Source organism: Pseudomonas sp. AC229, from assembly GCF_979254655.1.
In genome coordinates this window covers 200,817-225,100 of record NZ_CEEDHK010000011.1, presented here as the reverse complement: position 1 = coordinate 225,100, position 24,284 = coordinate 200,817, and the positions used below count along the sequence as shown (strand labels likewise).

General features: G+C 60.8%; 21 protein-coding genes. 12 read left to right on the top strand and 9 right to left on the bottom strand.

The features are described 5' to 3' along the window. The first annotated feature begins 93 nt into the window (after positions 1-93). Positions 94-1,077 (top strand): GGDEF domain-containing protein, encoded by a 984-nt coding sequence (locus AC0IW7_RS16820; RefSeq protein WP_471819526.1) that lies wholly within the window; start codon positions 94-96, stop codon positions 1,075-1,077. Positions 1,078-1,220: 143 nt separating this feature from the next. On the opposite strand, the gene aguA is transcribed toward AC0IW7_RS16820, so the two are convergent. The 5 genes from aguA to AC0IW7_RS16795 all read right to left on the bottom strand — a co-directional run bounded on the left by aguA (position 1,221) and on the right by AC0IW7_RS16795 (position 6,882). After that, entirely contained in the window at positions 1,221-2,315 is a 1,095-nt protein-coding gene (aguA, locus tag AC0IW7_RS16815) for an agmatine deiminase (RefSeq protein WP_471819525.1), read from the bottom strand. 98 nt (positions 2,316-2,413) lie between these two features. Then, positions 2,414-3,292, bottom strand: a complete 879-nt coding sequence (gene aguB / locus AC0IW7_RS16810; protein ID WP_471819523.1) for an N-carbamoylputrescine amidase — start codon at positions 3,290-3,292, stop codon at positions 2,414-2,416. A gap of 136 nt (positions 3,293-3,428) precedes the next feature. Further along, positions 3,429-4,070, bottom strand: coding sequence for a TetR/AcrR family transcriptional regulator (locus AC0IW7_RS16805; protein WP_471819522.1), 642 nt, complete (start codon positions 4,068-4,070; stop codon positions 3,429-3,431). Between the two features lie 130 nt (positions 4,071-4,200). Continuing rightward, positions 4,201-5,271: a polyamine ABC transporter substrate-binding protein gene (locus tag AC0IW7_RS16800; protein WP_471819520.1), complete on the bottom strand. Its 1,071-nt coding sequence runs from the start codon at positions 5,269-5,271 to the stop codon at positions 4,201-4,203. Positions 5,272-5,505: 234 nt separating this feature from the next. Continuing rightward, positions 5,506-6,882: a glutamine synthetase family protein gene (locus AC0IW7_RS16795; protein WP_463540761.1), complete on the bottom strand. Its 1,377-nt coding sequence runs from the start codon at positions 6,880-6,882 to the stop codon at positions 5,506-5,508. Positions 6,883-7,159: 277 nt separating this feature from the next. On the opposite strand from AC0IW7_RS16795, the gene AC0IW7_RS16790 reads away from it, so the two are divergent. From AC0IW7_RS16790 to AC0IW7_RS16755, 8 genes are all read left to right on the top strand, one after another. Continuing rightward, positions 7,160-7,912, top strand: a complete 753-nt coding sequence (locus tag AC0IW7_RS16790; protein ID WP_471819518.1) for a gamma-glutamyl-gamma-aminobutyrate hydrolase family protein — start codon at positions 7,160-7,162, stop codon at positions 7,910-7,912. Positions 7,913-7,955: 43 nt separating this feature from the next. Then, entirely contained in the window at positions 7,956-9,314 is a 1,359-nt protein-coding gene (locus AC0IW7_RS16785; protein WP_108098960.1) for a glutamine synthetase family protein, read from the top strand. Positions 9,315-9,368: 54 nt separating this feature from the next. Continuing rightward, the gene (locus tag AC0IW7_RS16780; protein WP_471819516.1) at positions 9,369-10,736 is read left to right on the top strand and encodes an aspartate aminotransferase family protein; all 1,368 of its coding nucleotides are present in this window, start codon (positions 9,369-9,371) and stop codon (positions 10,734-10,736) included. 198 nt (positions 10,737-10,934) lie between these two features. Further along, on the top strand, positions 10,935-12,032 hold the full coding sequence (locus tag AC0IW7_RS16775) for an extracellular solute-binding protein (protein ID WP_122497677.1): 1,098 nt from the start codon (positions 10,935-10,937) through the stop codon (positions 12,030-12,032). A gap of 257 nt (positions 12,033-12,289) precedes the next feature. After that, positions 12,290-13,384, top strand: coding sequence for a polyamine ABC transporter substrate-binding protein (locus tag AC0IW7_RS16770; RefSeq protein WP_463540766.1), 1,095 nt, complete (start codon positions 12,290-12,292; stop codon positions 13,382-13,384). 156 nt (positions 13,385-13,540) lie between these two features. After that, positions 13,541-14,683 (top strand): polyamine ABC transporter ATP-binding protein, encoded by a 1,143-nt coding sequence (potA, locus tag AC0IW7_RS16765; RefSeq protein ID WP_122497675.1) that lies wholly within the window; start codon positions 13,541-13,543, stop codon positions 14,681-14,683. A gap of 23 nt (positions 14,684-14,706) precedes the next feature. Beyond that, complete coding sequence (locus AC0IW7_RS16760) at positions 14,707-15,588, top strand: ABC transporter permease subunit (RefSeq protein ID WP_163016725.1); 882 nt, start codon at positions 14,707-14,709, stop codon at positions 15,586-15,588. Then, the gene (locus tag AC0IW7_RS16755; protein ID WP_471819515.1) at positions 15,585-16,484 is read left to right on the top strand and encodes an ABC transporter permease subunit; all 900 of its coding nucleotides are present in this window, start codon (positions 15,585-15,587) and stop codon (positions 16,482-16,484) included. The genes AC0IW7_RS16760 and AC0IW7_RS16755 overlap by 4 nt, the downstream gene beginning before the upstream one ends. Before the next feature lie 254 nt (positions 16,485-16,738). Here AC0IW7_RS16755 and AC0IW7_RS16750 read toward each other — a convergent pair whose 3' ends face one another. Next, complete coding sequence (locus tag AC0IW7_RS16750; RefSeq protein ID WP_471819514.1) at positions 16,739-19,123, bottom strand: penicillin acylase family protein; 2,385 nt, start codon at positions 19,121-19,123, stop codon at positions 16,739-16,741. A 137-nt stretch (positions 19,124-19,260) separates the two neighbouring features. On the opposite strand from AC0IW7_RS16750, the gene AC0IW7_RS16745 reads away from it, so the two are divergent. After that, a complete protein-coding gene (locus AC0IW7_RS16745) occupies positions 19,261-20,286 on the top strand; it encodes an AraC family transcriptional regulator (protein WP_471819512.1) in 1,026 nt (341 codons plus the stop codon). On the opposite strand, the gene AC0IW7_RS16740 is transcribed toward AC0IW7_RS16745, so the two are convergent. After that, entirely contained in the window at positions 20,264-20,845 is a 582-nt protein-coding gene (locus tag AC0IW7_RS16740) for a DUF6436 domain-containing protein (RefSeq protein ID WP_471819511.1), read from the bottom strand. The two genes, AC0IW7_RS16745 and AC0IW7_RS16740, sit on opposite strands and share 23 nt — an antisense overlap. 121 nt (positions 20,846-20,966) lie before the next feature. On the opposite strand from AC0IW7_RS16740, the gene bipL reads away from it, so the two are divergent. Next, on the top strand, positions 20,967-21,896 hold the full coding sequence (bipL, locus tag AC0IW7_RS16735) for a phospholipase BipL (protein WP_471819509.1): 930 nt from the start codon (positions 20,967-20,969) through the stop codon (positions 21,894-21,896). Between the two features lie 10 nt (positions 21,897-21,906). Here the strand turns inward: bipL and AC0IW7_RS16730 are convergent, their stop codons facing one another. Then, positions 21,907-22,680, bottom strand: a complete 774-nt coding sequence (locus AC0IW7_RS16730) for a hypothetical protein (protein ID WP_471819507.1) — start codon at positions 22,678-22,680, stop codon at positions 21,907-21,909. 87 nt (positions 22,681-22,767) lie between these two features. Between AC0IW7_RS16730 and AC0IW7_RS16725 the strand changes: the two genes are divergently transcribed. After that, a complete protein-coding gene (locus AC0IW7_RS16725) occupies positions 22,768-23,394 on the top strand; it encodes a 2OG-Fe(II) oxygenase (RefSeq protein ID WP_471819505.1) in 627 nt (208 codons plus the stop codon). A gap of 40 nt (positions 23,395-23,434) precedes the next feature. Here the strand turns inward: AC0IW7_RS16725 and AC0IW7_RS16720 are convergent, their stop codons facing one another. After that, positions 23,435-23,977: a DUF6160 family protein gene (locus tag AC0IW7_RS16720; protein ID WP_463540776.1), complete on the bottom strand. Its 543-nt coding sequence runs from the start codon at positions 23,975-23,977 to the stop codon at positions 23,435-23,437. Positions 23,978-24,284: the final 307 nt, after the last annotated feature.

Sequence of the window (24,284 nt, the reverse complement as noted above, 5' to 3'; positions counted from 1 at the left end):
AGCCCGCCGAACGGCGGGCTTTTTTCTGTGTCAGGGATTGGCACCTTATGCCGCGCCGATGGTCGTAGTTTCGTTGATAGAAAAGGACATCTAATGGACGAACATTCCCCATTAACACCGCCACTTTCCCCCGAGTTGGAAGAACTGACTCTGGCGCTGCTGCATAGCCGCGGCGAAGTGGAGCGGTTGCGCGAACGTGAGCAAATGTTCAGCTCGCTGCTGGACAGCGTAAACATCGTGCTGTGGGCGTTCGACTGGGATGCCCAGCGCATTCTCTACGTCAGCCCCGCTTACGAGCGTGTGTTCGGCCGTAACGCGGGCTTGTTGATGGCCGATTACGGGGAATGGCTGAATAGCATCTACCCCGACGACGTTGAGCACGCCGCCGCCACCCTCGCCGAGGTGTTGGTCAAAGGGGCCGTTGAAGACCGCGAATACCGCATTCTGCGAGCCGACGGGCAACTGCGTTGGCTGAGCGATAAATGCTTTATCAGCCGTCAGGCCGAAGCCGGCAAGCCGCTGATTGTGGTGGGCATCGCCGAAGACATCACCGACAAGAAGCATCTGGAAGGCGAGCTGCACCGTCTGGCCACCACCGACGTGCTGACGCAAAGCAGCAACCGCCGCTACTTCTTCGAATGCGCCCACACCGAATTCCAGCAAGCCACCCAGGAAGACGCGCCGTTGGCGTTCCTGTTACTGGACGTGGATAACTTCAAACAGATCAACGACACCTACGGCCACCAGATGGGCGACGTGGTGCTGCAACGGATCGCCCAATGTGGCAGCGCGGCGTTGCGTCGTGGCGACTTGTTCGGGCGCATCGGCGGCGAAGAGTTTGCTGCGCTATTCCCCTGCTGCACCGAGGAGCTGGCCCTGCAAATTGCTGAGCGCCTGCAACGGGAAATTCAGCGGCTGGTGTTCAGCTGTAACGGCGTCACCTTTGGCGTCACCGTCAGCCAGGGCCTGACCAGCCTGACCGATGCCGACGTCACCCTCGACACCCTGTTCGCCCGCGCCGACGCGGCGATGTACAACGCCAAGCGGCAGGGCAAGAACCGGATTATTCGGGCTTAAGCGGCTCGAACCAAACCCTCTCCCCAGCCCTCTCCCGCAAGCGGGCAGAGGGGGCGATTCGGCGTTGTCGGGTTGATCGGCGTTCTGCTCCCCTCGCCCGCTTGCGGGAGAGGGGCTGGGGGAGAGGGCAGCGGGCTACGCGGTCAGGCCGGCTGCTGCTGCGTAATGCAGTGAATATTCCCACCACCCAGCAAAATTTCCCGCCCCGGCACCATCACCACTTCATGCTCCGGAAACAGGCGCTGCAGGATCGCTTTGGCTTCGGCGTCTTTCGGGTCGTCGAAACTGGGGGCGATGATGCCGCCGTTAACGATAAGGAAGTTCACGTACGAACCGGCCAGGCGAATCGACGGGTCGCGCTCTTGCGTGCCGGCCACCAGATCCACGCCTGCGCATTCTTCGTCCGTAGCGTACAGCGGGCCGGGAATCGGCATTTTGTGCACGACCAATTGGCGACCCTTGGCGTCTTTCACGCTTTCCAGCACGCGCATAGCGGCCTGGCAGCGTTCGTAGTTGGGGTTTTGCGTGTCATCGGTCCAGGCCAGCAGCACTTCGCCGGGGCGCACGTAGCAGCAGAAGTTGTCGACGTGGCCGTCGGTCTCATCGTTGAACAGGCCGTCGGGCAGCCAGATTACGGTTTCGATGGCCAGGTGATCGCGCAACACCGCTTCGATGTCTTCGCGGCTCAGGTGCGGGTTGCGGTTGCGATTGAGCAGGCACTCTTCGGTGGTGATCACCGTGCCTTCGCCGTCGACGTGAATCGAGCCGCCTTCGAGCACAAAGCCTTCGGTGCGGTAGCGGTCGCGGCGTTCGATTTCGAGAATTTTGCTGGCCACCTGATCGTCGCGGGTCCACGGCGAATACAGGCCGCCATCAAAGCCGCCCCAGGCGTTGAAGGTCCAGTCCACGCCACGGATTTCGCCGCTGGCGTTGCGCACGAAGGTCGGGCCGGTGTCGCGCACCCAGGCGTCGTCGGTGCTGATTTCGACCACGCGAATGTTGTCGGCATCCAGGCGCGCGCGGGCGTTTTCGTATTGGTCGGCGTTTACGCAGACTGTCACCGGTTCAAAGCGGGCGATGGCTTTGGCCACGGCGGTGAACGCCGCTTGTGCCGGCTTGCCGCCGAGGCGCCAGTTGTCCGGGCGCTGCGGCCACACCATCCAGGTCTGGCTGTGGGGTGCCCACTCGGCTGGCATGGAAAAGCCGTCGGCGCGGGGAGTGGAAGTCAGTGTGGTCATTGCAAATACCTTTGGTGAAAACCTGTAGGAGCGAGCTTGCTCGCGAAGCTGTCGATCTAAAGAGCATCGCGAGCAAGCTCGCTCCTACAGGGTCGGTGTCAGGATTCGAGCGCACCGTCGAGGGTTTTGATCGGACCGTACAGGTTCGGCCGACGATCACGGAAGCTGCCCCAGGCGCTGCGGATGTGTTCGAGTTGGTCCAGGTCGAAAGTATGCACCAGCACGCCTTCTTCAGTTTCGTTGAGTTCTTTGACCTTTTCACCGAACGGGTTGGCGATGAACGAGGAGCCGTAGAAGGTGATGTCGTAGCCGTCTTGCGCTTCATTGCCGATGCGGTTGGAGGCAATCAGCGGCATCAGGTTAGCGCCGGCATGGCCTTGCTGCACGCGCTGCCAATGGTCGCGCGAGCTGATGGTTTTGTCGTGCGGTTCGCTGCCGATGGCGGTCGGGTAGAACAGAATTTCCGCGCCCATCAGCGCCATGCTGCGGGCGCATTCGGGGAACCACTGGTCCCAGCAAATGCCCACGCCGATTTTCGCGTAGCGGGTGTTCCACACCTTGAAGCCGGTGTCGCCGGGGTTGAAGTAGTACTTCTCGTGGTAGCCCGGGCCATCTGGAATGTGGCTCTTGCGGTACACACCGAGGTTGCTGCCGTCGGCGTCGATGATGGCGATGCTGTTGAAACGCGCGCGGCCGGCCAGTTCGAAATAGCTGATGGGCAGCACCACGCTCAACTCTTTGGCCACTTTCTGGAAATGGGCGATGGCGGCGTTGGTGTCGGTAGGCGTGGCCAATTGCAGGTAGTCGGGGTTGGGCTTCTGGCAGAAGTAAGGCGTCTCGAACAGCTCCTGAATCAGGATGATCTGCGCGCCCTTGGCAGCCGCTTCGCGAACCAGTTTTTCCGCCGTGGCGATATTCGCGGCACGGTCCCAGGAACAGGCCATCTGCGTGGCAGCGACGGTTACGGTACGAGACATCAAACACCTCTTCTCTTGTTGGCAGGCTTGGAAAGCCGTTTTGCAGGTGCCATTTTATAGTCGATAAAAATCCGACTTAGAAGGTGATTTTGTCTATTGGAAGATAATTAACGATAAATAAACGGATAAATATCGATTAAACGGCCGCTGTTTCCCGCTTGGGCAGGAATGCCGGCAGGTACAAGCCCAGATAAACATCGAATACGCGCATGCCTTCCTCAGCCAGGCGCGGGGTGATCTCGCCAAATTGCTGCACCGAGCGGGCATACACGCGGTCGCTTAGTTCCAAGGCCAGGGCAAACACATCCAGCTCGGTGGGCAATTGCGGCAGAGGGAAGTGGCGGTCGAACAGCGCGTGCAAGAGCCGGCCCAGTTCGATGTCGTGCTGACGGTCGGCCTGGGTGACTTCGGTGAGCCCGTGCTGGGCGAGGATCAGTTGCCGGGCGGCGGCATTGCCGGTGTAGATGTCCAGCATGCGCTGCTCGACCAGGCGCGAAAGGTCGCGCCAATGCTGCAGGCTGGCGTGGTCGATGGGGCATTCGAGCGTGGCGCGAAAGGCGGCGTGCACATCCGCCGTCAGCGCTTCAAGAATGGCCGGCACGCTGGCGAAGAAGTGGTACACGGAGGAGGGCGGCATCAGCGCGCGCTCGGCCACGCTGTAAATCGACAGGCCGGCAACGCCTTCCTCCGCCAACAAGGCGCGCGCGGCATCGAGAATGGACGCGATGCGCGCCTGGCTGCTGGCGCGGGGTTTGCGGGCGGTGGCGGGACGCTGCATAAGGCTCTCCTTGATCGAGGCGCTATTGGACGTCAGGCCACACGGTGGGGGCAAGCGGGCTGGAAGAGCATCGCGGCTAAAGCCTCTCCCACAGCATCGGACTCGCGCTTGTGGGAACGGCTTCATCCTCTCAACTGCCGCTACGGAACTTGCCCCACACCTCGTCTTTGATCGGCGAGATTTTCTCGGGCAGCACTTCCAGTGCAGCCAGCCGGCGCTTGGTCGCGCGGTCCGGGTAGAGGCCGGGTTGGTCACGCAGGGCCGGGTCGAGGAACTGGCGAGCATCGGCGTTGCCGCTGGGGTACAGGGTTTCAGCAGTGATTTGCGCGGCCACTTTTGGTTGCATCACGTAGTCGATAAACCGGTGCGCCAGGTCGGCGCGACGGGCGCTGCTGGGAATCACCAGGTTGTCGATAAACAGCACCGAGCCTTCGTCCGGCACCACGAACTGCACGTTCTGCCCAGCAGCGCTGGCGCCCAATGCGTCGCCCACCCAGGCGAGCGACATGCACAGGCGGCCTTCTTTCAAGTCATCGATATAACGCTCGCTGTCGACGTAGCGGATGTTGCCGCGCACGGCCTGCAGCATGTCGCCGCCCTGCTTGATTTGCGTCGGCGGGCTGTGGGCCAGGCTACGGCCGAGGTAGTTCATGGCGACCGACATCACTTCATCCGGGGCATCCAGCACGCTGATGCCGCAACTGGCCAGGCGTGCGCTTTGCGCCGGGTCGAACAGCAGGCTCCAGCTGTTGGGCAATGGGCCGCCAAAGGCTTTTTCCGCCTGCGGCACGTTGATGGCTAAACCGACTGCGCCCCAGAGATAGGGAATGGCGTAGCGGTTTTGCGGGTCCACGGCGTTTAGCTTGCTGAGCAGCTGTTTGTCGAGGTGCGAGCGGTTGGGCAGGCGGGTGAGGTCCAGCGGCTGCAAGCGCCCGGCTTTGATCAGTGCCGGCAGGGTGTCGTGCGACGGCACGGCGATGTCGATGGACTCGCCGCTGGCCAGGGCTTTTTCAAGTTCCTCGGCGGTGCTGTAGGTGTGGTAGTCGACATGTATGCCGGTTTCTTTTTCGAAATCGACCAGCACCTGCGGGGCGATGTAGTCGTTCCAGTTGTAGACCACCAGGTCTTCGGCATGGACGGCCGGGGCGGCGAGCGGAACGGATGAGCCAGCAAACAACAGTGCGGCTAAAAAGCGTGGCATGACGACTTCCTTACGTGTCGGTTCACAGCATGGGCCGCACAAAAGGCGCGGCGAACGGAGTTATCGCTCAAATCCTTTACAACTGAGCGAGCCGCGACATGTCTGGTGGATTCGATGCACGTCTGGGCTGGCCATGGCACACAAACAACACCGCAGCGCGAGGCTGCGGTGTAGGCAAAATTGGAGTTAGCAGATAAAACAACGCCGGCCCGAGGGCCGGCGTTGAGTAGGTACTTACACCGTGTGCAGGTACCAGTTGTACTCGAGGTCCGAAATGGAGTTTTCGAACTCGGCGAGTTCACTCTCTTTACACGCGACGAAGATGTCGATGTATTTCGGGTCGATATAACGGGCCATCACTTCGCTGTCGTCCAACAGGCGCAGGGCATCGCGCAAGTTGTTCGGCAGGCTCTGCTCGTTCTGCTCGTAGGAGTTGCCTTCTACCGGTGCGCTTGGCTCGATCTTGTTGGTCAGGCCATGGTGCACGCCCGCCAGCACTGCCGAGAGCAGCAGGTACGGGTTGGCATCGGCGCCGGCAACGCGGTGTTCGATACGCACGGCATCGCGGGTGTCGTTAGGCACGCGCAAGGCAACAGTACGGTTATCGATACCCCAGCTCGGCGAGTTCGGCACATAGAACTGTGCGCCGAAACGGCGGTACGAGTTGACGTTAGGGCAGAGGAACGCCATCGAGGCCGGCATGGTTTCCAGCACGCCGCCAATGGCGTGGCGCAGGGCATCGTTCTGTTCCGGGTCATCGCTGGCAAAGATGTTATTGCCCTCTTTGTCCAGAATCGAAATATGCACATGCAGACCGTTGCCCGCTTGGTTCGGGTACGGCTTGGCCATGAAGGTGGTGTCCATCTCATGGTCGTAGGCGATGTTTTTCACCAGACGCTTGAGCAGCAGGGCGTAGTCGCACGCCTTGATGGGATCGGCCACATGGTGGAGGTTGACTTCGAATTGCGCCGGAGCACTTTCCTTAACGATGGCGTCAGCAGGAATGCCCTGCTCTTTGGCGCCTTCGAGGATGTCTTGCAGGCATTCGGCGTACTCGTCCAGGTCATCGATGAGATAAACCTGTGTGGAGTGCGGACGTTTGCCCGACAGCGGCGACAGCGGCGGCTGAGGCCGGCCGTTCACGTTTGCCTGGTCGATCAGATAAAACTCAAGTTCAAACGCGGCGCAAATAGTAAGGCCCAGTTCGTCGAACTTCGCGACCACCTGCCGCAACACTTCCCGTGGATCGGCGAAAAACGGCTCGCCTTCCATTTCATGCATGGTCATTAACAGTTGCGCGGTCGGACGCTTCTGCCAAGGCTCATTACATAGCGTGTTCGGAATGGGGTAGCAGATACGGTCGGCATCGCCGATATCCAGACCCAGGCCAGTGCTTTCCACTGTCGAGCCGTTGATATCGAGTGCGAATAAAGAAGCCGGGAGGTTGATGCCGCGTTCGTAAACCTTGTGCAGGCTCGCACGCTCGATGCGCTTGCCGCGCACCACACCATTCATATCTGCAATAAGAAGGTCGACGAACAGGACCTCAGGATGTTCCTTAAGGAACGCGTTCGCTTCGTTAAGCTGAACGGCACGCGGGGGTACCGACATGATGCAACACCTTTATTGTTAAAAATATCAATCATCAGACTGATGGGGTGTGAGTCAATCTTAATCGCCTCAGGCTGTCAATAGTGCCACATTTTGCCCTGAAACGGGGCGCAGTGGCCATTTTTAGGGCGTTTCAGGGCATCTTAACCCCCTTGGCGCCCTTGTCTGGCGCGGCGCTCAGCGAGCCGTGTTAGATTTTTTACATCACTATTGTGTAAAAAAATGAACAAGGCTAAGCTCCGGTTCAAACCCATAACAGCAATAAAACGGGTGTCCCATGTCGCGCCTGCCGTTAATCGGCGTTACCGCCTGCACCAAGCAGGTCGGCCTCCATCCCTACCATATAGCGGGTGACAAATACGTTCGGGCAGTGGCCGTCGGCGCAGGTGGCCTGCCATTGATCATTCCTTCGCTGGCCGATTTGCTCGATTTCGACGCCCTGCTGGAGAGTCTAGACGGCCTGTTGTTCACTGGCTCGCCGTCCAACGTAGAACCCCACCTTTATAGCGGCCCGGCCAGTGCGCCCGGCACGCTTCATGATCCTGAACGCGACGCCACCACGCTGCCCCTGATTCGCGCAGCTGTGGCGGCTGGCGTGCCCGTATTCGGTATCTGCCGGGGCTTTCAGGAAATGAACGTCGCTTTTGGCGGCAGCCTGCACCAGAAAGTTCACGAAACCGGCACCTTCTTGGATCACCGCGAGCCGGAAAACGAGCCGGTTGAAGTGCAGTATTCACCCAGTCACCCGCTGCATGTGCAGCCGGGTGGTGTGCTCGCCGGCCTTGGTTTGCCAGACGAGATTCGAGTCAATTCCATACATGGTCAGGGCGTTGAACGTCTGGCGCCGGGCCTGCGTGTTGAGGCCCTGGCGCCTGACGGACTGATCGAGTCGGTCTCGGTTGAAGGCGCCAAAAGCTTCGCCCTCGGTGTGCAGTGGCACCCTGAATGGCAAGTGGCCTCGAACCCCGAATACCTCGCCATCTTCCAGGCATTTGGAGATGCCTGCCGCAAGCGGGCGAGTCAACGCTGAGCTTAGCTATAGAGCTAGGTTTTCAATCCCCCCTGAGGTCTTTATGAGTCCCAAACTCGACCAACTCACCAGTTGGCTGAAAGAGCGCAAAATCACCGAAGTTGAGTGCTTTATTAGTGATTTAAGCGGCATTTCGCGCGGCAAGATTGCGCCCACGAACAAGTTCATCGACGAGAAAGGCATGCGCCTGCCTGAGAGCGTATTGCTCCAGACCGTCACCGGCGACTACGTGGAAGACGACATTTATTACGACCTGCTCGACCCGGCTGACATCGATATGATCTGCCGCCCGGACGAAAATGCCGTGTTCCTCGTACCGTGGGCCATCGAGCCTACTGCCCAGGTGATTCACGACACCTACGACAAGCAAGGCAACCCGATTGAGTTGTCGCCGCGCAACATCCTTAAGAAGGTGCTCAAGCTCTACGCCGAGAAAGGCTGGCAGCCTATCGTCGCGCCGGAAATGGAGTTCTACCTGACCAAGCGCAGCGACGACCCGGACTACCCGCTGCAAGCCCCGATTGGCCGTTCCGGCCGCGCCGAGACTGGCCGCCAGTCGTTCTCCATCGACGCCGCCAACGAATTCGATCCGCTGTTCGAAGACGTTTACGACTGGTGCGAATTGCAGGAGTTGGATCTGGACACCCTGATCCACGAAGACGGCACCGCGCAGATGGAAATCAACTTCCGTCACGGCGACGCCCTGCACCTGGCCGACCAAATCATCATCTTCAAACGCACCATGCGTGAGGCCGCGCTGAAACATAACGTGGCCGCCACCTTCATGGCCAAGCCCATGACTGGCGAGCCTGGCAGCGCGATGCACCTGCACCAGAGCATCATCGATATCGCCACTGGCAAGAGCATCTTCTCTAACGAAGACGGCACCATGAGCCAGCTGTTCCTGCACCACATCGGCGGTTTGCAGAAATACATCCCTGAGCTGCTGCCGCTGTTCGCGCCGAACGTAAACTCCTTCCGCCGCTTCCTGCCCGACACCTCGGCGCCGGTAAACGTGGAATGGGGCGAAGAAAACCGCACCGTTGGCCTGCGCGTACCGGATGCATCGCCGCAAAACCGCCGCGTGGAAAACCGCCTGCCCGGTGCCGACGCCAACCCGTATATCGCCATCGCCGCGAGCCTGTTGTGCGGCTACATCGGCATGGTGGAGCAGTTGAACCCGAGCGCCCAGGTTAAAGGTCGCGGCTACGAGCGTCGCAACCTGCGCCTGCCGCTGACCATCGAAGACGCCCTGGAGCGCATGGAAAACTCCAAGACCGTCGAGAAGTACCTGGGCAACAAGTTTGTCAGCGGTTACATCGCCGTGAAGCGTGCCGAGCACGAGAACTTCAAGCGCGTAATCAGCTCGTGGGAACGTGAGTTCCTCCTGCTCTCGGTTTAATCAGAGACTCACCAGGCCCGGCACACGCCGGGCTTGTTTGAATTGAGGTTTGCAATGACCAGCCCGACGAAGAACCCGCAGACACGCGCATGGCAAGCGCTGAGCAACGACCATCACCTGGCGCCGTTCAGCGACTATAAACAGCTGAAAGAAGTGGGCCCGCGCATCATCACCCAGGCCGACGGCGTGTACCTGTGGGACAGCGAAGGCAACAAGATTCTCGACGCCATGGCCGGCCTCTGGTGCGTGGCCATTGGCTACGGCCGCGATGAGCTGGCCGACGCCGCCGCCAAGCAAATGAAGCAGCTGCCGTTCTACAACACCTTCTTTATGACCGCGCATCCGCCGGTGCTGGAGCTGGCGAGAACCATCGCCGAGCTGGCGCCGCCGCACATGAATCATGTGTTCTTTACCGGCTCAGGTTCCGAAGGTAACGACACCATGCTGCGTATGGTCCGTCACTACTGGCAGGTGAAGGGCAAGCCGCAGAAGAAAGTCATCATCGGTCGCCTGAATGGCTACCACGGCTCCACCGTTGCCGGCGCCGCGCTGGGCGGTATGCAAGGCATGCACGAGCAGGCCGGCACGCTTCCCGACATCGTGCACATCCCGCAGCCTTACTGGTTCGGCGAAGGCGGCGACATGAGCCCGGCCGAGTTCGGCATCTGGGCCGCCGAGCAGCTGGAAAAGAAAATTCTCGAAGTCGGCGAAGACAAGGTCGCGGCGTTTATTGCCGAGCCGATTCAGGGCGCAGGCGGCGTGATTATTCCGCCAGACACTTACTGGCCGAAGGTGCGCGAGATTCTCGCCAAGTACGACATTCTGTTCGCCGCTGACGAAGTGATCTGTGGCTTCGGCCGCACCGGCGAATGGTTCGGCAGCGATTACTACGGCAACACGCCCGACCTGATGACCATCGCCAAGGGCCTGACCTCCGGTTACATCCCCATGGGCGGCCTGATCGTCAGCGACAAGGTCGCGCAAGTGATCAACGAAGGGGGCGATTTCAACCACGGCTTCACCTATTCCGGTCACCCGGTGGCCGCCGCCGTGGCGCTGGAAAACCTGCGGATCATTCGCGAAGAAAAGATTCTGGAGAAAGTGCGCGCCGAAACGGCACCGTATTTGCAGAAGCGTTTACGTGAGCTGGCGGATCACCCGCTGGTGGGTGAAGTGCGCGGTCTTGGCATGCTCGGCGCAATCGAGTTGGTGAAGAACAAAAAGACCCGCGAGCGGTTCGAGGGTAAGGGCGTGGGCATGATCTGCCGCGGCCACTGCTTCAACAACGGTCTGATCATGCGCGCTGTGGGCGACACCATGATCATTGCGCCACCGCTGGTAATCAGCAAAGACGAAATCGATGAGCTGGTGACCAAGGCACGTAAGTGCCTGGATCTGACCGCCAGTGCAGTACTGGGCTAAGCAGTAAATGGGCAGGCACGTTCGGGGCGAAATTTCGCTTCGAGTGCGCCGAAAAGTTGTAAACCCGCGCTGGTCCTTGCCAGACTGCACGGTGCGTTGGCCAGGCTCACCGAAGGGTGGCCGCCAAGGGGGCGGATGCAACGCTCCCCTGAGCAAACGCCACTGTTCGGATAACTACATAAAACAGGAGCTGTACGCATGAAAACATTCGGCAAGTCCTTTCTCGCGTTGTCCTTATTGGGAGTGATGGTCGGCGCGGTCCAGGCCGATGACAAAGTGCTGCACGTGTACAACTGGTCCGATTACATCGCACCGGACACCGTGGAAAAATTCACCAAAGAGACTGGCATCAAAGTCGTCTACGACGTGTACGACAGCAACGAAGTGCTCGAAGCCAAATTGCTGGCCGGCAAGTCGGGCTACGACATCGTCGTGCCGTCCAACTCCTTCCTGGCCAAGCAGATCAAAGCCGGCGTTTACCAGCCGCTCGATCGCAGCAAGCTGCCGAACTACAAGAACCTCAACCCCGAGCTGATGAAGACCCTGGAAATCAGCGACCCGGGCAACAAGTTCGCCATTCCTTACCTGTGGGGCACCATCGGTATCGGTTACAACGTCGACAAGGTCAAAGCCATTCTGGGCGACAACGCGCCGGTCGATTCGTGGGACCTGGTGTTCAAGCCAGAGAACATGGCCAAGCTTAAAGAGTGCGGCGTGAGCTTCCTGGATTCGCCGACCGAAATGCTGCCGGCCGCCCTGCATTACCTGGGCTACAAATCCGATAGCCAAGACCCCAAAGAGCTGGCCGCCGCTGAGGCGCTGTTCCTGAAAGTGCGTCCGTCGACCGCTTACTTCCACTCGTCCAAATACATCTCCGACCTGGCTAACGGCAACATCTGCGTGGCTATCGGTTATTCGGGCGACATCTACCAGGCCAAGTCCCGCGCTGAAGAAGCGAAGAACAAGGTCAACGTCGGCTACAACATTCCTAAAGAAGGTGCGGGTGCGTTCTTCGACACCGTGGCCATTCCGAAGGATGCCGCAAACCCGGAAGGCGCTTTGAAGTTCGTCGACTTCCTGCTCAAGCCAGAAATCATTGCTGAGATCAGTGACGAAGTGTCCTACCCGAACGGCAACTCCGCCGCCACCCCGTTGGTGAGCGAAGCCATTCGTAAAGACCCAGGCATCTACCCAAGCGAAGACGTCATGAAAAAGCTGTATGCGTTCCCTGACCTGCCGGCCAAGGTTCAGCGTTTGATGACCCGCTCCTGGACCAAAATCAAGTCTGGTAAGTAAGCGAACCAACACCTCTGGCGGTGACAACAAACCGCTGGAGGTGTGTCCGGAACCTGGGCGTCGACGAGGCCCACGGTTCTTCTGAAGATGTATTGCTCAGTAGTTGAAGTGCCGGGCTCTCAGCAGTGGCGTTTACAGTTTTTTGCGCCCCGCGATTGCCGTTTTGCCACCTGCTCACCGTACAAACGGCGCAGATGCGGTAACCCAACTGGCCACCGTTGATGGCCACATTGATCTAACAAAATGAGGATGGACGTGTGCGAACCTCTTTGCGCAAAACCCTGATAAGCGCCGCTGCCCTGATGGGCATCAGTGCCTTGGCCCAGGCCGAGCCGACCGTGCATGTCTACAACTGGACCGACTACATCGGCGAAACCACCCTGGCCGACTTCCAGAAAGCCACCGGGATCAAGCCGGTTTATGACGTCTTCGACTCCAACGAAACCCTCGAAGGCAAGATGCTCGCCGGCCACACCGGTTATGACGTCGTGGTGCCCTCGAACAACTTCTTGTCCAAGCAGATCAAGGCCGGCGTGTTCCAGAAACTCGACCGCAGCCAACTGCCCAATTTCAGTAACCTGGATCCCAAGCTGCTCAAGCAGCTCGACAAGGTTGATCCTGGCAATGTCTACGCCGTGCCTTACCTGTGGGGCACCAACGGCATTGGCTACAACGTCGAAAAAGTAAAAGCGGTACTGGGCGTCGACCACATCGACTCTTGGGCCATGCTGTTTGAGCCGGAGAACATCAAGAAACTGAGCCAGTGCGGCGTCGCCTTCCTCGACTCGCCGGACGAAATGTTCCCCGCCGTGCTGAACTACATGGGCCTGGACCCAAACAGCACCAACCCCGAGGACTATAAAAAGGCCGAAGCCAAACTGTTGGCCGTTCGCCCTTACGTCACCTATTTCCATTCCTCGAAGTACATCTCCGACTTGGCCAACGGCAACATCTGCGTAGCCGCTGGTTTTTCCGGCGACGTTTTCCAGGCCGCCTCGCGTGCCAAGGAAGCCGGCAAGGGCGTTGAGATCGCCTACAGCATTCCCAAAGAGGGCGGCAATTTGTGGTTCGACATGCTCGCCATTCCGGCTGACGCACCGAACGCCAAACAAGCCCACGCGTTCATCAATTTCCTGCTGGACCCCAAGGTCATCTCGCCCATCAGCGAGTACGTCGGTTACGCCAACCCCAACAGCAAAGCTGATGCGGTAATGGACCAAGAGCTGCGTAACGACCCGGCTGTTTACCCACCGCAAGAAGTGATCGACCGCCTGTACGTGTCGGTGCCGTTGCCGCAAAAACTGCAACGTGTTGAGACCCGTTCCTGGACCAAGATCAAATCCGGCAAGTAGTTCGCACAAGTCGTTATGACCTGAATAAGCACCACCGAAACAGCAGCGCGCACCTGGCGCTACTCACCCAGTAATCACCTGGTTTTCACCGGGTGATGATGAAAAAAGGCCGGCCCGTAGTGGGCTGGCCCTCAAAATAAAGTTGGGAGTTTTGTAATGGCAGTTGCCTCCGGCGCCTACAAGAAAGCCCTCGAGGGCGACCAGAAACCTAAAGAGGTTTTGGTCAAAATCGATCGGGTGACCAAGAAGTTCGACGAGACGATTGCAGTGGACGATGTGTCCCTGACAATCAACAAGGGTGAGATTTTCGCCCTGCTCGGCGGCTCAGGATCGGGTAAATCCACCTTGCTGCGGATGCTGGCAGGCTTTGAACGCCCAACCGAGGGACGGATTTTCCTCGACGGCCAAGACATCACCGATATGCCGCCTTACGAGCGGCCCATCAACATGATGTTCCAGTCGTACGCGCTGTTCCCGCACATGACCGTGGCGCAGAACATCGCCTTCGGTCTCAAGCAGGACCGCATGTCCAAGGCTGAAATCGACGAGCGCGTGAACGAGATGCTCAAGCTGGTGCACATGACCCAGTACGCCAAGCGCAAGCCGCATCAGCTCTCCGGTGGCCAGCGTCAGCGCGTGGCCCTGGCCCGTTCGCTGGCCAAGAGCCCGAAGCTGCTGCTGCTCGATGAGCCCATGGGCGCACTGGACAAAAAACTGCGTTCGCAAATGCAGCTCGAGCTGGTGGAAATCATCGAACGCGTTGGCGTGACCTGCGTAATGGTGACCCACGACCAAGAAGAGGCCATGACCATGGCCGAACGCATTGCCATCATGCACCTGGGCTGGATCGCGCAAATCGGCAGCCCCATCGATATCTATGAAACGCCCACCAGCCGCATGGTGTGCGAGTTCATCGGCAACGTGAACCTGTTCGAAGGCCACGTGGTGGAAGACATGGAAGGCCACGCCCTGATCGCCAGCCCGGATCTGGAACGCGCCATCTACGTCGGCCACGGGGTAACCACCTCCGTACAAGACAAACAAATCACCTACGCCATCCGACCCGAGAAGCTGTTGGTGACCACCGAAATGCCGACCTGCGAATACAACTGGTCGCGCGGCAAGGTGCATGACATCGCCTACCTGGGCGGCCATTCGGTGTTCTACGTCGAGCTGCCGAGCGGCAAGATCGTGCAATCGTTCGTGGCCAACGCGGAACGCCGCGGCGCCCGTCCAACCTGGGGCGACGAGGTGTACGTCTGGTGGGAAGACGATAGCGGGGTCGCGTTACGCTCATGAAAAGTCGAAAACTAAAAGCGCTGATGCCGACCGGCAGACACGCTGTCATTGGCGTGCCGTTCCTGTGGCTGTTTCTGTTCTTCATGCTGCCGTTCTTCATCGTTCTGAAGATCAGCTTCGCTGAAGCCGACGTCGCCATTCCGCCGTACACCGAGATCTACTCCTTCGTGGAGCAGAAGCTGCAGGTGATCCTCAACCTGGGCAACTACGTGATGCTCACCGAGGACGAGTTGTACATCTCGGCCTACCTCGGCTCGTTGAAGATGGCCTTCATCAGCACCGTGTTGTGCCTGGTCATTGGTTTCCCGATGGCCTACGGCATAGCCCGCGCCAACAAGGACACGCAAACCGTTTTGCTGCTGCTGATCATGATGCCGACCTGGACGGCCATCCTGATCCGCGTGTACGCCTGGATGGGCATTCTCAGCAACAACGGCCTGCTTAACGCGGCGTTGATGGGCATGGGGCTGATTAACGAGCCGCTGCAAATCCTCAACACCAACCTGGCGGTGTACATCGGCGTCGTTTACTCGTACCTGCCGTTCATGGTGCTGCCGCTGTTCGCCAACCTGGTGAAGCACGACCTGTCGTTGCTCGAAGCCGCCTCGGACCTGGGCTCAACCAACCTCAACAACTTCTGGAAAATCACCGTACCGCTGGCCAAGAACGGCATCATCGCCGGCTGCATGCTGGTGTTCATTCCGGTAGTGGGCGAGTTCGTGATTCCAGAACTGTTGGGCGGTCCGGAAACGCTGATGATCGGTAAGGTGTTGTGGCAAGAGTTCTTCAACAACCGCGACTGGCCGGTGGCCTCTGCCCTGGCGGTGGTGATGCTGGCGATCCTGATCGTGCCGATCATTCTGTTCAACCGTAGCCAAGCCAAAGAACTGGAGGGCAAAGCATGAAGCGCTTCAGTTTCTCGAACATCATGTTGGTGATGGGCCTGTTGTTCATCTACATGCCCATGGTGATTCTGGTCATCTACTCGTTCAACGCCTCCAAGCTGGTGACGGTGTGGGGCGGCTGGTCGGTGAAGTGGTACGTCGGCTTGCTCGACAACACCCAACTGATGAACTCCGTGGGCCGCTCGCTGGAAATCGCTTTCTACACCGCGATTTCGGCAGTGGTGCTCGGCACCCTGGCGGCATTCGTGCTGACCCGTATCACCCGCTTCAAGGGTCGCACCTTGTTCGGTGGTCTGGTCACCGCGCCGCTGGTAATGCCAGAAGTGATCACCGGTCTGTCGCTGTTGCTGCTGTTCGTGGCCATGGCGCAAATGATCGGCTGGCCGCAAGAGCGTGGCATTTTCACCATCTGGATCGCCCACACCACCTTCTGCGCCTCGTACGTGGCGGTAGTGGTATCGGCGCGCTTGCGTGAGTTGGACATGTCCATCGAAGAAGCGGCCATGGACCTGGGCGCCAAGCCCTGGAAAGTGTTCATGCTGATCACCATCCCCATGATCGCGCCGTCGCTGGCAGCGGGTGGCATGATGTCGTTCGCCCTGTCGCTGGACGACCTGGTGCTGGCCAGCTTCGTATCGGGCCCGGGTTCCACCACCCTGCCGATGGAAGTGTTCTCCGCCGTGCGTCTGGGCGTGAAGCCAGAGATCAACGCCGTGGCCAGCTTGATTCTGCTGGTGGTGTCGATCTTCACCTTCCTGGTCTGGTTCTTCAGCCGTAAGGCCGAGAAGCGTCGGTTGAAAGCGATTCAGCAGGCCATGGACGAAACCACCGGTGCGGCCAATGCCGCGGGGCCGGATAGTCGTCGGGATCCGTCGCAGAAGCATGCGACTGCGTGATTTGTTGGTTGTGAAAAAAACGCCCTTCGGGGCGTTTTTTTATCGAGCGGGAAAAATAGGCGTTGGGTCGGCCCTCACCCCTAGCCCCTCTCCCGCAAGCGGGAGAGGGGAACTCAATCACCGATTTAGCCTGTTACGCGGTTAAGCCCCTCGCCCGCTTGCGGGAGAGGGCGGGGGGTGAGGGCCAGCCCCAACGCAAAACCCACGCCATAAAAAAAGCCCCGCACTCGCGGGGCTTTGCATAACAACGATCTTTACTTAGCCGGCACCAACTTCAACGTTCCTTTGGTATTGGCCGCCACTTCCGACTCTTCAAAATGCTGCGGCACATACCCGCCCTGAATGTAGGTTTGCGCCTGGTCGGAATAGTGCGCATCAAACGCCACGCCGCTTTGCCCAACCGGGTTAATGCCCAGGCTGTGCGCCGCATCGCCAAAGTCGATCAGGCGACGGGTCGAAGGCCCATACACCACGCCCCACGGCGCCGGGCCAACGGGGGCGGTGAGGTTGTTGGGCACTTCGTGACTACCCGGTGCGGCGAACGGGCCGACGTTGAACAGTTTGTCCAACGGCTTCTGCGCGCCCAGCGGGTGGCCGTGTGTGAGGGTGTGCAGCTTGCCCCATTGCCAGTTTTTCGAGTCGTCGCCAGCGGTGGTTTTCAAATGCGCGATGCTCGCCTGCCAGGCCGCTTTTACGGTGTCGGCGCGGGTTTCTTTGGCTGGCGTGGTGCGATTGTCCCACCACGGCGAATGCTCGTCGGCCGCCAGCAGCGGCAACGCCACGTCGAAGGAGCGGGTGGCCAGCAGGTTGGTGAAGAAGGCATCGCCCAACTCGTCGCGCATAGCGGCGTCTGCCAGTTGGTAGATGAGCTGGTTGAAGATCGTCGCGCTCACAGAGTCCAGCGGGTAGTCGCCTTTCCAGGAGCTCAACTGCTCCAGCATAGGAATTTCCTTAGGGTCGGTGACCACGGTGCGCAACACCGGCAGCAGCGGTTGAAGCACGCGGTTGGCATAGTCGGTGCCGGTGTCCAGTTGCAGCGCCTGGCTGTTTTCCAGGTTCCACTTCACGCTGCTGTCGGCCAGGTGCGCGTTGAGGCGCGCGCCACGGTCGGCGAGGTTGTAGTAGCCCGGCACTTCCATGCCGGTGGGCGATACCGGTTGGAAGTTGGCCGACACGATGTAACCGCGCGCCGGGTTCTCTTCCTGCGGGTTGGCGCTAAAGGGGTAGAAGCCGTTTTTATCCGCCTCGTGGGTGCTGCCGTCGAGGATGAACGTCGGGTTCACGCCTTCCGGGCGGATGGGCAGTTGCGCGGCGGCCCACCAGCCGATATCGCCCTTGGCGTTAGCCCACACCAGGTTCAGGCCCGGCGACTGAATTTTCGCCCCGGCGCTGCGCATTTTCTCCACGGTGTTAGCGCGGTTCAGCTCGTAGAAACCTTGCAACACTGGGTTCTCGGTTTCCAGGAATGCCCACCACATGGCAATCGGCGTTTTGCCGGCCGAGGCGCCGAGGGCGTCGTTGATGATCGGGCCGTGGGGCGACTGGCGCAGGGTCAGTTTGACCGGCGCGGCGTCCTTGACCTTGATCTCTTCTTCGCGGGTTTGCAGGTCGGCCCACTGGCCGTTCACCCACACTTGATTGGGGTTGTCCGGGTTGACCTTCTCGGCGATCAGATCCAGGTCATCGTTCTGGAACATGGTCAGGCTCCAGCCGAAGTCCATGTTGTGGCCCAGCGAGGCGAACGGGTTCAGCGCCTGGTGATGGCCGTACAGCTCAAAGCCCGGCGCCGACAGCTGCGCTTCGTACCACACCGCCGGCACGGCGAAGCGAATGTGCGGGTCGCCGGCCAGCAGCGGTTTGCCGCTTTGCGTGCGGCTGCCGGAAATGGTCCAGGCGTTGCTGCCTTCAAACTGCGGCAGGCCGGCCTCCACCAGCGCGTCGTGGCTGAGGCGGGCGATGGCGTTGAGGTCTTTCCAGTCGTTGCTCGCCAGTGCGGCCTGGCCGATGGCGCCTTGCGGCTTCCAGTTCAGGTCGAAAATTTTCAGGTAGTCCGGGCCCAGCTCATCGCGCACATAGGTGAGCACCGGTTCGGTCCGGAACGCAGCGGCGAAGCTGTAGGCCATGTAGCCGGCGACGCTCAAGGTGTCTTCGGGTGTAAACGGCCGGGGCTGGATGCCCAGCAGGTCGAACTCGATGGGTTTCGGATGGCTGGCCTGGAACTGGTTGACGCCATCCAGGTACGCCTCCAGCCCTTTGAAGGCCGGTGTGTTGTGGTCGAGCTTGGGCACATAGGCGTCGGCGTGTTCGCGCAGGCGCAGGGTGCGGAACAGGCGGTCGGTGTCCACCAACTTGGCGCCGAGCACTTCGGCCAGTTCACCACGGGCCAGGCGCCGCAACATTTCCATTTGGAACAAACGGTCCTGGGCATGCACGTAACCCAGGGCGCGATACATGTCGGCCTCGTTCTGCGCCTTGATATGGGGTACGCCGCGCTCGTCGTAGCGCACGCTGACCGCGCCATCCAGGTGAGCCAGTTGCACCTGGCCATCGCGCATCGGCTGTTTACTGTGGATGTACCAGGTGGCGCCAGCCGCTACGGCGGCTACCACCACGGCAAGAGCGGTCAGGGTGCGTTTCATTGTCGAGTCCTTATTGTTATGCGCAGCGACGGCGGGGCGCGCGTGCTGCATTTTGCGCAGCGCGATTGCCTCGCGGCATTGACCAAACATTCGAACAGTGAAAATCTCCGGTCAATTCGATTGCCGCCAGGCCGCCCATGTCCACCACCGCTGCCGTGCTTACCCATTCACCGACCATGCGCCGCTTGCTGTACGAGGGGCTGATGAGCCTGGGTTGGGACCCGACCGACACCTACCGCCGCGCTTATCAGGGCGTGCCCCTGGCGGCGCCGTCGGTGTCCGGGCGCGAGGAGCACGACAACGCGCCGCTGTTCTGGGAAGCCCTGCAAGACCTCACTGGCGATTGCGATATCGGTCTGCACCTCGCCGAAGTCATGAAGCCACGGCCGTTGGACGTGGTCAGTTACCTGCTGCTGGCCAGTCGCGACCTGCGCGAAGCGCTGCACTGTTTCGTGCGCTATCAGCACATTTTGTCCGGCGGTTTCGCCGCGCATCTACAAGAGCACGGCGACACCGTGCGGCTGGTGCTGGACCTCAACTACCGAGGCTTTGGCTCGTTGCGCCAGCAGATCGAATGCTTGGCGCTGCTGCTGATCAAGATGCTCGGCAGCGTCACCGATGAAGAGTTTCGCGTGCTGGGCGTGGAGTTTCGTCATCCCGCGCCACGCCGGCTCAGTGAACACAAACGCCTGTTTGGCCTGACCCCCAGCTTTGGCCAGGCCCACGACGCGCTGCTGTTCGCCAGTAGCCTGCTCAACCGCCCTTCGCGCAGCGCCAATCCTCGGCTGTTTGCCTTGCTCAGCCAGCAGGCGGAATTGGAGCTGCAAGAGCTGGGCGAGAACCAATTGCTCAACCGGGTGCGCTACTGGCTGCAACTGCATCTGGGCCAGACGCTCTGCACCTTGCTCAATTGCGCCGAAGCGCTGCACCTGAGCGGGGGCGCCTTGCAGCGCGCCTTGGCGCAGCAAAACAGCAGCTTTCGCGAGCTGCACGAAGAAGTCCGGCGCCAGCACGCCATGCAACTGCTGGAAGCGGGCCAGCCGATTCGAGAGGTGGCGCGCGCCTGTGGCTTCGCCGAGTTGTCGCCGTTCTACCGCGCTTTTCGCCGCTGGCAAGGTATGACGCCGCAGGCGTATCAACTCAGGGCGCGGCGGCCGGCGTAGCCCACTGACAGAAGCAGCCCACGGCCAGTGTGTGCGTGGCGTTTACGGTGCGGCCTTGGGCCAGTGCTTCCAGAATCGGCTCGATAAAGCTGTTGCTGGAGGTGCAGGTGGCGCCCTCGCTGTAGGGGCCGAAGTAGGCGAGGTTGCCGTTTTTATCCCAGATGCCCACGGCGGGGCTGGCGGGCAGATGGTCGGCGCCGGGGAAAGCGGTGAGCGGTTGCAGGGCGCTGAGGGTGTCCGGCAGTTGGCCGTTGCTGCCGGGTTTTTGCACGCCGTAAAAGGCCACGCCTTGTGGCCCGAAGCGCGCCAGCAGCTCGGCCAGATGCTGCTGGTTGCCGACGTTGCACGGGCAGGCCGGGTCCCAGAAGTGCACCACGCGAATCGGTCCCGGCCCGGCCAGCTGCGCCGGCAGTTGCAGTGGGTCGCCGGAGAACAGTGCGGTGGTTTCGGCAAACGGGCGGATATAACGCGCCTCATACCACCAGAATGCACTGAGCATGGCGCCCAGCCAGACGACGGCAAGCAAGGTGGCGAGTACGGTTTTTCGGCTGGGGCGCATGGCAAATCGTTCGGTGGCGGGTTGTTAGCTTGCCACGGAAGGCCGCGCAGCCGAAACTTCCCAGCCATTGCGGCGCCGTTTGTGTGAGCCGCGGTTTTCTTCCGACATCCACGGATGCCCCATGTCAGAACCCGTCCAGCCCGATTCCCTCCGCGCGCAATTGCGACCCTTGGCCGCGGCGCATGCCGAGCCGCCAGAGGCTCAGGTTTATCGGCAGTTCTATCGGCTGAATATTCCCGGCGCCACCTGCCGACTCGGGGTTGTGACCGTTGATGGTTACGAGGTAGTGACGCAGCTGTGGTTGCCACCCGCGCCCACCGCCACGCTGGTGCTGCAACACGGCTACTACGATCACATGGGCTTGTATCGCCACGTAATCGCCTGGGCGCTGGGCATGGGCTTCGCCGTGCTGGCGTGCGACTTGCCGGGCCATGGTTTGTCTAGCGGCCCGCGCGCCAGCATTGGCGAATTCAGCGAATACCAGGCCGTGTTCAAGGCCGTGCTGGCCGAAGCCGCCAGCCTCGACTTGCCGCGGCCGTGGCACTTGTGTGGGCAGAGCACGGGCGGGGCGATCATCGTCGACTTTCTGCTGAATAACCCGGTGCGTGCCGAAATCGGTGAAGTGCTGCTGCTGGCGCCGCTGGTGCGCCCGCGTGCGTGGGGCTGGTCGAAGCTCAGCTACCGCGTGCTGCGCCACTTCGTCACCGAAATTCCGCGACGCTTCAGCCCTAACTCCAATGACGCGGAATTCCTCACCTTCATTCAGGCCGATCCACTGCAACCGCTGAGTTTGCCCACTGCTTGGGTGGGCGCGTTATCGCGCTGGGTGCCGGGTATCGAGCGGGCCAAGGTGATTCAGCGGCGCGTGGTGATCGTGCAGGGCGATGCAGATATGACCGTCGACTGGCGTTTCAACCTTGAGGTGCTGCGCAGCAAGTTCAGCGAGGTGACGGTGCTGATGGTGGAAGGCGGGCGGCATCACCTGGCCAATGAAAGCGCGGAGATTCGCCAGCGCTACTTTGCGTTTTTGAGTGAGCAGTTTTCGCGCTGATTGTTGCCGCTCAAATACCCGGATTGGCTGCCGGGTTCGGCGCCGCCGCTGCCGGCTGGCCCACCGCCAGGCCTGCACGCATCGCCTCCAGCGCCGCCTGGTAGTAGGCCTTGCCATCGGCTGATTCGGCGAACATCACAAACTCATCCAACTCCGGGTCGGACAAGCCGCTGTACACGTACAGCAGCGTGTTATCGACGTCGGCGCCAATCTGCTGCATCAACCGCTGGCGCTGGCTTTGCAGCATGCCTTGCGCCTGGCCGCCGCCGAGCAAGCCGGGAATCATCTGGCTCAGGCTGTCAGCCGCGACCCCAGCCAGCGCCAGGCTCACTTCTGCGCCCGCTTCCTTGGCCGGCAGCGCCTGGGCCAGGTGGCGAATCAACAAGGCGCGGGTGGCTTCAGCCTGAATGCGCGGAATACCGTTGGCGTGCTTGGCCAGCTCTTCCGGGCGCGTGGCATCGACTTCGGCCTGAACGATTTTGCGCCCCAGCGGCGACTGGAAAAACGCCAACGCGGGCGCCGGGTTGGGCAGTTTCTCGCGCAGGGTGGCTTCACCGCGCTGGTCCATCGCCTCGGGTGCGAAGCGCTGGTTGCTGTTGTTGACCAGGGTTTGATAGACGGCGTCCGGCAGGCTGGCGCGGTAGCGTTCCTGTGCGGCTTTCAGGGCCGCGTTGAAGTGCGCGCGTTGTTGCGGCCAGCCGGCGGTTTCATAGAGCTGGCTGTGCTCGTCGGCCAGGCTTGGCAAGGTGCAAAACAACAAGACGAGGGCAAAGAGGGCGCGCATAAAGACTCCTGTCGGGCAGGCCGCTATTTTCAGCGGCATGGCGTGGGCTTGTCGAGGCGCGTGAGCGGCGCTGATAGAATCGCCGGCATGCCCACTCCATCCGAAACGCTTCTGCTCGATAACGCGCTGCTGACCACCCTTGTCGACAACCTCGCCGACAAGGGTTGGTCGCAGCACGACCTGTTTATTCCACAGGCTCTGACCGGCGAATTGGCCACTGAGTGCCAACAACGTGCCGCCGATGGCCGCCTGGCACGCGCGGGTGTCGGCCGAGGTGCCGCGACTCAAGTGCGCGAAGGCGTGCGCGGCGACAGCATTCAGTGGCTGGAGCCGGGCGAAAGCGTGGCCACCGATGCCTACCTGAGCGTGATGGATCAACTGCGGCTGACGCTGAATCAAGCGCTGTACCTGGGCCTGGACGATTACGAAAGCCACTTTGCGCTGTACCCGCCCGGCGCGTTTTACCAGCGCCATGTCGACCGTTTCCGCGACGATGACCGCCGCACCGTGTCGGCCGTGTTGTACCTGAACGAAGGCTGGTTAGCCGAGCAAGGCGGGGCGTTGCGCATTTACCCTGCCGAGCAGCCTTACGACATCGCGCCCTTAGGCGGGCGACTGGTGATTTTCATGTCCGGCGAGTTGCCCCATGAAGTGCTGCCGGCGACGCGGGAGCGCTTGTCGTTGACGGGTTGGTTTCGCCGCCGAGAGGCCTAGCACCCCGCTGTTTTCGAAGGGCGGCCGGCGTCTGTTGCGATCAGTGCCCCCACACCTTGATCGTGCCGTGCAAATCGGTGATATCGCGCACCTCCAAACTGCCTAAACGACTCTCGCCGACGAACATGTCGCTGGCCACGCGCAGGCGAATGCGTTGCGCCGGCAGGCCGCTGGCGATCAGTTGCTCGTTGATGGTGGTGAGATCCGGCAGGGTGAATTGCAGCTGCTGCTGGCCGTTGGCGCCGGTCACCACGTCGACCATCAGGGTGGGCTGGTTAACGCCAAAAATCGGCAGCACCAACCCCAATTGCGCCGGGCCCAGGGCAAAGCTTCCACCGGCTCCGTTGGGGCAGTCGCTGGCGGTGACGCAGCCGTTGTCGATTTTCACGTTGCGCAGCGACACGTTGCCACCGGTGTCGCTGAAGCGGATCTGGTTGATGCGCGCCTGCAAGTCGAGGCGAATGCTGATGCCGGCTTGGCCTGCCACGTCGCTCAGGGCGGGATTGTCCAGCGGCTGCAAGTCCGCCAGGCACGGCGTGGCGAACAGTAGAGCGAGAGCGGCAGGTGCGATTGTTTTTATCATTGCGGCACTTCCTTGATGGGCGACCGGCAGTCTGGCGAGCGGCCTGGCAAGGCGCCAGCGGCGCGCGCGGGTTCCCGTCGAAGGATGGGCCTGCAAGCCGCGTAAACCGGGCTTTTGCAGGTTATTGCCGGCCAAGCCACACCTTCGATAGTGGCCGGTTTTGGCCGTGTTACCGGCGGTGACCTGGAACGCCCGTCAAGCGCTGGAGCCGGGCGCTTGAAGCGCAGGCGTTATGCCTGAACCGTCCTACACTCTGGTGGTCATTAAATGAGCAGCTCGGACAACGGGCGGTTTCTAATAAGGATCC

Coding starts and splice junctions, on each gene's coding strand:
- AC0IW7_RS16800 (WP_471819520.1), bottom strand. CDS start 5,271: ATGCCACGCTTTTTAGCCGCACTGTTGTTTGCTGGCTCATCCGTTCCG.
- AC0IW7_RS16780 (WP_471819516.1), top strand. CDS start 9,369: ATGACCAGCCCGACGAAGAACCCGCAGACACGCGCATGGCAAGCGCTG.
- aguB (WP_471819523.1), bottom strand. CDS start 3,292: ATGTCTCGTACCGTAACCGTCGCTGCCACGCAGATGGCCTGTTCCTGG.
- AC0IW7_RS16750 (WP_471819514.1), bottom strand. CDS start 19,123: ATGAAACGCACCCTGACCGCTCTTGCCGTGGTGGTAGCCGCCGTAGCG.
- AC0IW7_RS16805 (WP_471819522.1), bottom strand. CDS start 4,070: ATGCAGCGTCCCGCCACCGCCCGCAAACCCCGCGCCAGCAGCCAGGCG.
- bipL (WP_471819509.1), top strand. CDS start 20,967: ATGTCAGAACCCGTCCAGCCCGATTCCCTCCGCGCGCAATTGCGACCC.
- AC0IW7_RS16730 (WP_471819507.1), bottom strand. CDS start 22,680: ATGCGCGCCCTCTTTGCCCTCGTCTTGTTGTTTTGCACCTTGCCAAGC.
- AC0IW7_RS16790 (WP_471819518.1), top strand. CDS start 7,160: ATGTCGCGCCTGCCGTTAATCGGCGTTACCGCCTGCACCAAGCAGGTC.
- AC0IW7_RS16795 (WP_463540761.1), bottom strand. CDS start 6,882: ATGTCGGTACCCCCGCGTGCCGTTCAGCTTAACGAAGCGAACGCGTTC.
- aguA (WP_471819525.1), bottom strand. CDS start 2,315: ATGACCACACTGACTTCCACTCCCCGCGCCGACGGCTTTTCCATGCCA.
- AC0IW7_RS16775 (WP_122497677.1), top strand. CDS start 10,935: ATGAAAACATTCGGCAAGTCCTTTCTCGCGTTGTCCTTATTGGGAGTG.
- AC0IW7_RS16760 (WP_163016725.1), top strand. CDS start 14,707: ATGCCGACCGGCAGACACGCTGTCATTGGCGTGCCGTTCCTGTGGCTG.
- AC0IW7_RS16820 (WP_471819526.1), top strand. CDS start 94: ATGGACGAACATTCCCCATTAACACCGCCACTTTCCCCCGAGTTGGAA.
- AC0IW7_RS16755 (WP_471819515.1), top strand. CDS start 15,585: ATGAAGCGCTTCAGTTTCTCGAACATCATGTTGGTGATGGGCCTGTTG.
- potA (WP_122497675.1), top strand. CDS start 13,541: ATGGCAGTTGCCTCCGGCGCCTACAAGAAAGCCCTCGAGGGCGACCAG.
- AC0IW7_RS16785 (WP_108098960.1), top strand. CDS start 7,956: ATGAGTCCCAAACTCGACCAACTCACCAGTTGGCTGAAAGAGCGCAAA.
- AC0IW7_RS16745 (WP_471819512.1), top strand. CDS start 19,261: ATGTCCACCACCGCTGCCGTGCTTACCCATTCACCGACCATGCGCCGC.
- AC0IW7_RS16725 (WP_471819505.1), top strand. CDS start 22,768: ATGCCCACTCCATCCGAAACGCTTCTGCTCGATAACGCGCTGCTGACC.
- AC0IW7_RS16740 (WP_471819511.1), bottom strand. CDS start 20,845: ATGCGCCCCAGCCGAAAAACCGTACTCGCCACCTTGCTTGCCGTCGTC.
- AC0IW7_RS16720 (WP_463540776.1), bottom strand. CDS start 23,977: ATGATAAAAACAATCGCACCTGCCGCTCTCGCTCTACTGTTCGCCACG.